The organism is Marinomonas sp. TI.3.20, assembly GCF_038155025.1.
In the GTDB taxonomy this organism is placed as follows: domain Bacteria; phylum Pseudomonadota; class Gammaproteobacteria; order Pseudomonadales; family Marinomonadaceae; genus Marinomonas; species Marinomonas flavescens.
This window is the reverse complement of record NZ_JBAKAS010000149.1, coordinates 1-240: the sequence shown is the minus strand read 5'-3', so window position 1 is coordinate 240 and position 240 is coordinate 1. Positions and strand designations below refer to the sequence as shown.

At 42.9% G+C, this 240-nt stretch carries 1 protein-coding gene; it reads left to right on the top strand.

Translation table 11 applies throughout. The features are described from left to right. The coding region (locus tag V6259_RS19955) for a DDE-type integrase/transposase/recombinase (RefSeq protein WP_341586011.1) at positions 1 to 240 on the top strand (240 nt) is incomplete at both ends.

Below are 240 nucleotides of genomic sequence, written 5' to 3'. Positions count from 1 at the left end.
TAGCCGTTGTGATGGATTTATACGCAAGAAAACCAGTTGGCTGGGCGTTGTCTCTGAGCCCTGATAGTGAACTTGTTAGTAAGGCTCTTATTATGGCTTATGAGTTAAGGGGGAAGCCGAAGGCGTTAATGTTTCATTCAGATCAAGGAAGTCAGTACACAAGTTTAAAATATCGTCGTTTGCTGTGGCGATATCAAATTCAGCAAAGTATGAGTCGCCGTGGAAACTGTTGGGATAATG